We start from the raw sequence: 6037 nt of genomic DNA on the forward strand, positions 1-6037 counted from the left end.
ATCTCGCACCGGCCGACTACGCTCGGCAGTGCACCCATCAAATCGAAACCGACGACTCGCACAACGTCCGGACCTAACCGTGGGGGCAGGTCAACGACACGCAGGCGGGGGAGTTCGATCGGCTTTACCGATCTCTGTTCGAAAGGTAGCGACCATTCCCGCTCGTCCTTCTCCCACCGGCAAGAAATTCGCGCTCGGACTGACCGCAATCGCGCTCGCGATGGTCATCGTGTCCGGCCTGCTCTACATCGTCGTGTGGTCGACGGGATTCGTTGACTCTGGCTGGTCACGGACCTGGCGGCTGTTCAACGTCGCCGAGGAACGCAACGCCGCGACATGGCTCGCCTCGAGCCTATGGCTGGTCTTTGCCCTGACCGCGGTGGTGGTGGGGCTTCCTCGCGGCCGTTGCTGCCTATGCGTCGCTCGATGAAGCCGCCGAGCTACATGAGCAGTTGTATGGGCTCGGCAGCTTCATCACCGCATATCTGCCGGTCGATTTCTTCTCCTACCGGTGGGTCATCGGCGGGCTGGCCCTCGCGACGATTGTCGTTGCGGTGCTGGTCCCACTGATGCTGGCCCTGCCACGCCGGGTCATGTTCGCAATCGTTGCGGGAGGCGCGGTCTTCCCCCCTCGGCGCAGTCGGCCTGGAGACGATCGGCGGACACGTCGAGAGTCACTTCGGTCACGTGACCTGGCACCTTATGGCACTGATCCAAGTCGAGGAGCTCTTGGAGTACCTCGGGGTCATCATCGCGACCTGGGCGGTCGCCGAAATGGTCCTCGTGCAGCGCGATGGCCAAAAAGTTCAGCTGGCGTTTCGTGGCTATCGAGAGCCAAGTGCCCCTGCCGGGGCTTGAACCCGGGACCGACGGATTATGAGTCCGCTGCTCTAACCGGCTGAGCTACAGGGGCCACGGACAACCTTACCGGCGCCGTGATGTTCTAAGAAACTACGTGCTAGTGATCACGAGCGCGACGTTATGGCCACCGAAACCGAACGCATTGTTGACGACCGCTCCTGCAGGAAGGTCGACGGGCTCGTTGCGAGTCACATTGATTGGGAGGTCCGGTTCGGGGTTGTCGAGGTTGATCGTCGGCGGGGCAACGCGCTGGTGGGCAGCCAGGACGGAGAACACGGCCTCCATGGCGCCAGCGCCACCCAGCAGATGCCCGGTCATCGACTTGGTGCCGCTGACAACTGCGTCGGGGGAGACCCGCGAGATTGCCGCGGCTTCGATGCCATCGCCCAGTGGGGTCGAGGTCGCATGCGCATTGACATGGACAATGTCGCTGCCACTGAGATCGGCGTCGGCGAGGGCAAGACGCATCGCGTGTTCTTGCCCGGCGCCCGTCGGATCGGGCGGTGCGACATCGAATGCATCAGCGCTCATCCCGGTTCCAGCGATGCTCGCGTAAACCTTCGCGCCGCGTGCGGCGGCATGCTCGGCGGATTCAAGGACGACAATGCCGGCGCCTTCGCCCATGACGAAACCATCTCGGTCGACGTCGTAGGGGCGAGACGCGGCCTGCGGATCGTCATTGCGGGTCGACAGCGCCATCATGCGGGCAAAGGCTGCGATCGGCATGGGGTGGATAGCGGCTTCAGTTCCGCCGGCAAGCACGATATCTGCCCTACCGTTTCGAATCATCTCCACGCCCATCGCAATAGCCTCCGCGCCTGATGCACAGGCGGACGTCGGTGCGTGTGCGCCAGCCTTGGCTCCAAGGCGCACGGAGATGATCGCGGCCGAGGAGTTCGGCATGAGCATGGGCACGGTCATCGGCAGGACTCGGCGTGCGCCCTTGTCTTTCATCGTGTCCCAGGCATTGAGAGTCGTATGGATGCCCCCAATACCGGAGGCGACGGCGACACCAAATCGCTCGCCGTCGACCTCCGGGCTACCGGCATCTGCCCACGCCTCCTCGGCTGCCACAACGGCGAGTCGAGAAGAGGTGTCCATCTTTCGAGCCTGGGGGCCAGGAAGCACCGTGGCTGGGTCGACGGCAGCGGTTCCGGCAAATCGCACGGGCAATTCGAACTGGTCAAGCCAGTCGGCCTCGAGGCTGCGGATTCCGGAGGTGCCTGCTAGCAGAGCTTGCCAGGTCTCGGCGGTGGTGCCGGCTAGCGGGTTCGTCGTCCCAAGGCCGGTCACCACGACATCGCGTCGGGGTGTGGTCGTGTGGGCCATGATGCGTCCTATCCAGGTGGGGTACTTAGTTCTGGGCGCCTTCGATGAAGGACACCGCGTCGTTCACGGTGACGAGGTTTTGCAGTTCCTCGTCGGGAATGCGCACGTCGAACTTCTCCTCAGCAAAGGTGCATATCGACATCATCGACAGCGAGTCAATGTCCAGGTCATCGGAGAAGGACTTGTCCAGCTGGACATCCTCCGTCGGAACACCCGTCTCTTCGTTGACGATTTCGGCGAGGCCAGCGAGGATCTCATCCTTGTTCAGTGCCATGGTTTCTCCTTGGATTTTCTAAATGGACCTGATGCCGTCAGGCGCGGTGCGGCAGGCGAACGACCTGCCCGGCGTAAACGAGCCCGGCTCCAAAACCAATCTGGAGGGCGAGCTCACCGCCACGTACTTCACCATCCCGGTACAGTCGCTCGGTTGCCAGCGGGATTGAGGCAGCCGAGGTGTTGCCGGTATCGACGATGTCGCGCGCAATCACGACGTCGTCACGCAGACCAACGGACTTAGCCATTTGGTCAATGATTCGAATGTTTGCCTGGTGCGGAATGAGGACATCGATGTCCTCGGGGGCAAGACCCGCAGCCGTAACGATCTCCTTGGCCACTTCTGCCATCGAGAATGCGGCCCACTTAAAGACAGTGGGCCCCTCTTGCCGGAGAGTTGGCCATGACATATCCGAGCCATCACGGATGGTGAGCCACGAATGGGTCTGCCGAATGGCCTGGGCCTGGCCGCCATCGGAGCCCCACACGGTGCGCGAGACGCCAGGTGAATCAGCGGGACCGAGGAGTGCGGCACCCGCGCCATCACCGAGGATGAAGGAAATCGAGCGGTCGGTCGGATCGATGAAATCGGAGAACTTCTCGGCCCCAATGACAAGGACGTGGGTAGCCTCGCCTGAGCGAATCAGGGAGTCGGCCATCGCGATGCCGTAGCAGTAGCCGGCGCAGGCCGCCGAGATATCGAAGGCAGCCGCAGGGGTCGCTCCAATGGCATCTGCAACGATCGCGGCGGCAGCCGGGGTCTGCTCGAAATGTGTCACCGTCGAGACGATGACGGTATCAACGTCGGAGCCCTGAAGGTCGGCTTTCGACAGCGCGTCCGTCGCTGCAGCGGTTGCTAGGGAGACTGCCGTATCGGCTGCCGTCCCGTAGCGTCGGGTGACGATACCGGTGCGACGCCGAATCCATTCGTCGGAGGAGTCAATCGGCTCGACAATGTCATCGTTAGGCACGATGCGCTCGCCGCGAACGGCTCCAAACGCGAGCACCTGCGAGCCGGCGCGGGCCTGAGCAATCGATAGTTGGCGGCTCATACGTTGTCCTCCTAGCCTAAGAATCCGGGCAGATCGGCGATGTTGTCAGGCGCTAAGGCGAGGGTGGCGACCCCCTTGAGGTCACGGCGAGCCAAGCCGGACAGCACACCCGAGGGGGCGAGTTCGATCGCGTGGGTGACGCCCTCGGAGAGCAGCTGCTCCTGGCAAAGGTCCCAGCGCACCGGCGAGGTCATCTGCTGGACGATCCGCCACACGGTCTGGGAGCCCGCGTGGAGCGCGGCGCCGTCATGGTTCGACAGGAGCGTGCAATTGGGATTGCTGACGACGAGATTCTCGACAGCATCGCGTACGGCCGGAACTGCGTCAGCCATGTAATGGGTGTGGAACGCTCCAGCGACGGACAGGGGGATGAGCCGTGCGCCACGCGGCAAGTTTTCGCCAAGCGCGGTGATCGCTTCGGTGGAGCCGGCGGCGACGACCTGCGTTGAGCCATTGATGTTCGCGGGAGTGACGTCGTGGGCATCGAGAGCGGCTAGAACCTCGGGACGCTTGCCGCCGACAATGGCGGCCATCGTCGTCTCGTTTTCGGCGGCAGCCTGCGCCATCGCGCGGCCACGGATTGCTGCGAGCCGCACGGCATCGCCATCGGAGATGACGCCGGCGATGGCCAGCGCCGCGATCTCCCCAACGCTGTGGCCAGCCACAACCTGCGGGATGCTTGCGCCACGTGCCTGCGCGATCCGCCAGCTCAAAATTGACAGGGCGACAATCAGCGGCTGGGCGTTCTTCGTGTCGCGAAGAGTCTCGTCATCGGCATGCGAACCGAGCTCGACAAGGTCGAGGTCGGCAGCCTGCGACCATGCCTCGATATGGGAGGCGGCGGTGAAATTTGACTCGTCGGCAAACTCTAGCCACTGGGTGAGCATGCCGGGTCGTTGCGAACCCTGGCCAGGACATAAAACTGCGAGCACTGCTCCACCTTCCCAGGTTTCGTTTCGTCTGCCGCCTGTGTGGGCCACCAAGTCGACCCACCTCGTTTGTGGATGGTCTACAAAGCGGCCGTTCCTGGCAGCGTCCCGCCTCTCAGCCGCCCAACGGTGAGCGCAATCTGCAGAATTTGGCCCTCCCGAGCCTCGGTCGGATCCCACCCGATGACCTGCGCAATGCGGCGCAGGCGGTAGCGAACCGTGTTGGGGTGGACGTAGAGGTCACGCGCGGCCGCTTCTAGGGAGCGTCCCTGGCCAAGATATGAATCCAGGGTCTCAACGAGCACCGGGCCAGCGCTGACGAGCGGAATATAGATCTCGTCGATCAGGGTATTGCGGGCGAGCTGATCGCCATCGAGCACTCGTTCAGGGAGGAGGTCGTCTGCCTGCATGATTCGAGCGGGCGCTGATAGTGCTCGAATCACTTGGTGAGCGGCGATGGCGGCACGTGCGGAGGTGCCAGCCTTGACGATGTCGTCGACGCTCGGGCCAATGATGATGGTGCCGTCACCGAAGTGGTGCTCGATGACAGATGCAATCGTGCTTGGATTCTCATCCGCGCCGAGGACAGCAATGATCCGATCGCCCTGAATCCCGACGAGAGCATCCGAGGTCGCGCGCAGACAAGCCTCCCGGAGTTCGGCTGTTGTTGATTCGGTGAGTTGATGTGGCGCCGGTCCGACGATGACAAACGTGCAGTTTCGGCCTTTCCACCCCACCGTCGCGACGCGCGAACGCATCACCGCCGGGGAGGTGCCGCGCACGATGGCATCGATCGCGGCAGCTTCCAACCGCGCATCCCACTGGCCTCTGGACTCGGCCGCGCGCGCATAGATACCGGCGGCAGAGAAAGCCACTTCACGCGAATAGATGAGGGCAGCCTCATACAGATCTCGCCGGTAATCCGGTGCGACGTGCTGCTGGCTGTGCTCCTCGACGACCTCGGCAATGAGTCGAACAACCTGCAAGGTACGCTGCAAGGAAATCGTACGCGTGAGCTCTGGGGGAGCGACGCGAAAAATATCCTGCGGCCGCGCTGCATCGTCCTCGAGCTGCATCCAGGCCACGAACCGGTTGATGCCTTCATGAGCGACGAGTCCCAGCCACGACCTGTCTTCACTCGACAGATCACGCCACCACTGCAGATCGCGTTCCATTCGTGCTACCGCTGTGAGCTTGAGTTCATCGGAGCCCTTGCGAAGCGCCGAAATGACGTGCTCAGGCAAATCCGTTGGCGCGCGAGAAGGAAGTGTCGTCATGGCGGGAAGCATACCGCCTCGCGGGAACCTCAGGCAGATGTGTCATGCTCTGTGCCCAGTGAATCCTACGGATTAACCTACTGGTGCGCTGATACCCTAGCCCGCGATAGTGTGAGAGCAGAACGCTGCTATGCCGGAGGAAGAAATGCACGACGAGGATGAAGCGATGGTTCACGAAGCCATCGAAACCAATCCCACAATCAAAGAGACGCTCGAATCTGAGGCGGATTCAACTGGTCGTCGCAACACCTTGAGGTGAGAAAGGTGTTCAAGGATGGCGACCAAGGACTGGAGCGTGAAGATCAGCGAGGTCCCG

Annotated in this window: 7 protein-coding genes and 1 tRNA gene; 2 read left to right on the plus strand and 6 right to left on the minus strand. The window is 62.6% G+C overall.

The annotated features are described in order from the left end of the window. Positions 1-430: hypothetical protein (locus tag BSZ39_RS14345; RefSeq protein ID WP_222842953.1), on the plus strand; the 430-nt coding region annotated here is incomplete at its 5' end. Between the two features lie 257 nt (positions 431-687). Further along, a complete protein-coding gene (locus BSZ39_RS13975; RefSeq protein ID WP_158025195.1) occupies positions 688-858 on the plus strand; it encodes a hypothetical protein in 171 nt (56 codons plus the stop codon). On the opposite strand, the gene BSZ39_RS11850 is transcribed toward BSZ39_RS13975, so the two are convergent. The 6 genes from BSZ39_RS11850 to BSZ39_RS11875 form a co-directional block, all read right to left on the minus strand. Next, positions 840-913 (minus strand) — tRNA-Ile (locus BSZ39_RS11850). The genes BSZ39_RS13975 and BSZ39_RS11850 overlap by 19 nt on opposite strands. 38 nt (positions 914-951) lie before the next feature. Further along, the gene (locus tag BSZ39_RS11855; RefSeq protein WP_073717534.1) at positions 952-2190 is read right to left on the minus strand and encodes a beta-ketoacyl-[acyl-carrier-protein] synthase family protein; all 1239 of its coding nucleotides are present in this window, start codon (positions 2188-2190) and stop codon (positions 952-954) included. A 25-nt stretch (positions 2191-2215) separates the two neighbouring features. Further along, positions 2216-2464, minus strand: a complete 249-nt coding sequence (locus BSZ39_RS11860) for an acyl carrier protein (protein WP_073717535.1) — start codon at positions 2462-2464, stop codon at positions 2216-2218. Positions 2465-2501: 37 nt separating this feature from the next. After that, complete coding sequence (locus BSZ39_RS11865; protein WP_073717536.1) at positions 2502-3515, minus strand: beta-ketoacyl-ACP synthase 3; 1014 nt, start codon at positions 3513-3515, stop codon at positions 2502-2504. A gap of 11 nt (positions 3516-3526) precedes the next feature. Continuing rightward, positions 3527-4624 carry an ACP S-malonyltransferase gene (locus BSZ39_RS11870; protein ID WP_342741823.1) on the minus strand — a complete coding sequence of 366 codons (1098 nt, stop codon included), beginning with the start codon at positions 4622-4624 and terminating at the stop codon, positions 3527-3529. Continuing rightward, positions 4525-5721 (minus strand): PucR family transcriptional regulator, encoded by a 1197-nt coding sequence (locus tag BSZ39_RS11875; RefSeq protein ID WP_073717538.1) that lies wholly within the window; start codon positions 5719-5721, stop codon positions 4525-4527. Before BSZ39_RS11875 ends, BSZ39_RS11870 begins: the two co-directional genes overlap by 100 nt. Positions 5722-6037 lie beyond the last annotated feature (316 nt).

Source organism: Bowdeniella nasicola (assembly GCF_001907295.1).
Taxonomy (GTDB): domain Bacteria; phylum Actinomycetota; class Actinomycetes; order Actinomycetales; family Actinomycetaceae; genus Bowdeniella; species Bowdeniella nasicola.

Bases quoted from the DNA above. Each gene is read 5' to 3' on its own strand.
- BSZ39_RS11865 (WP_073717536.1), bottom strand. From the start codon at position 3,515: ATGAGCCGCCAACTATCGATTGCTCAGGCCCGCGCCGGCTCGCAGGTG.
- BSZ39_RS11860 (WP_073717535.1), bottom strand. From the start codon at position 2,464: ATGGCACTGAACAAGGATGAGATCCTCGCTGGCCTCGCCGAAATCGTC.
- BSZ39_RS11855 (WP_073717534.1), bottom strand. From the start codon at position 2,190: ATGGCCCACACGACCACACCCCGACGCGATGTCGTGGTGACCGGCCTT.
- BSZ39_RS11875 (WP_073717538.1), bottom strand. From the start codon at position 5,721: ATGACGACACTTCCTTCTCGCGCGCCAACGGATTTGCCTGAGCACGTC.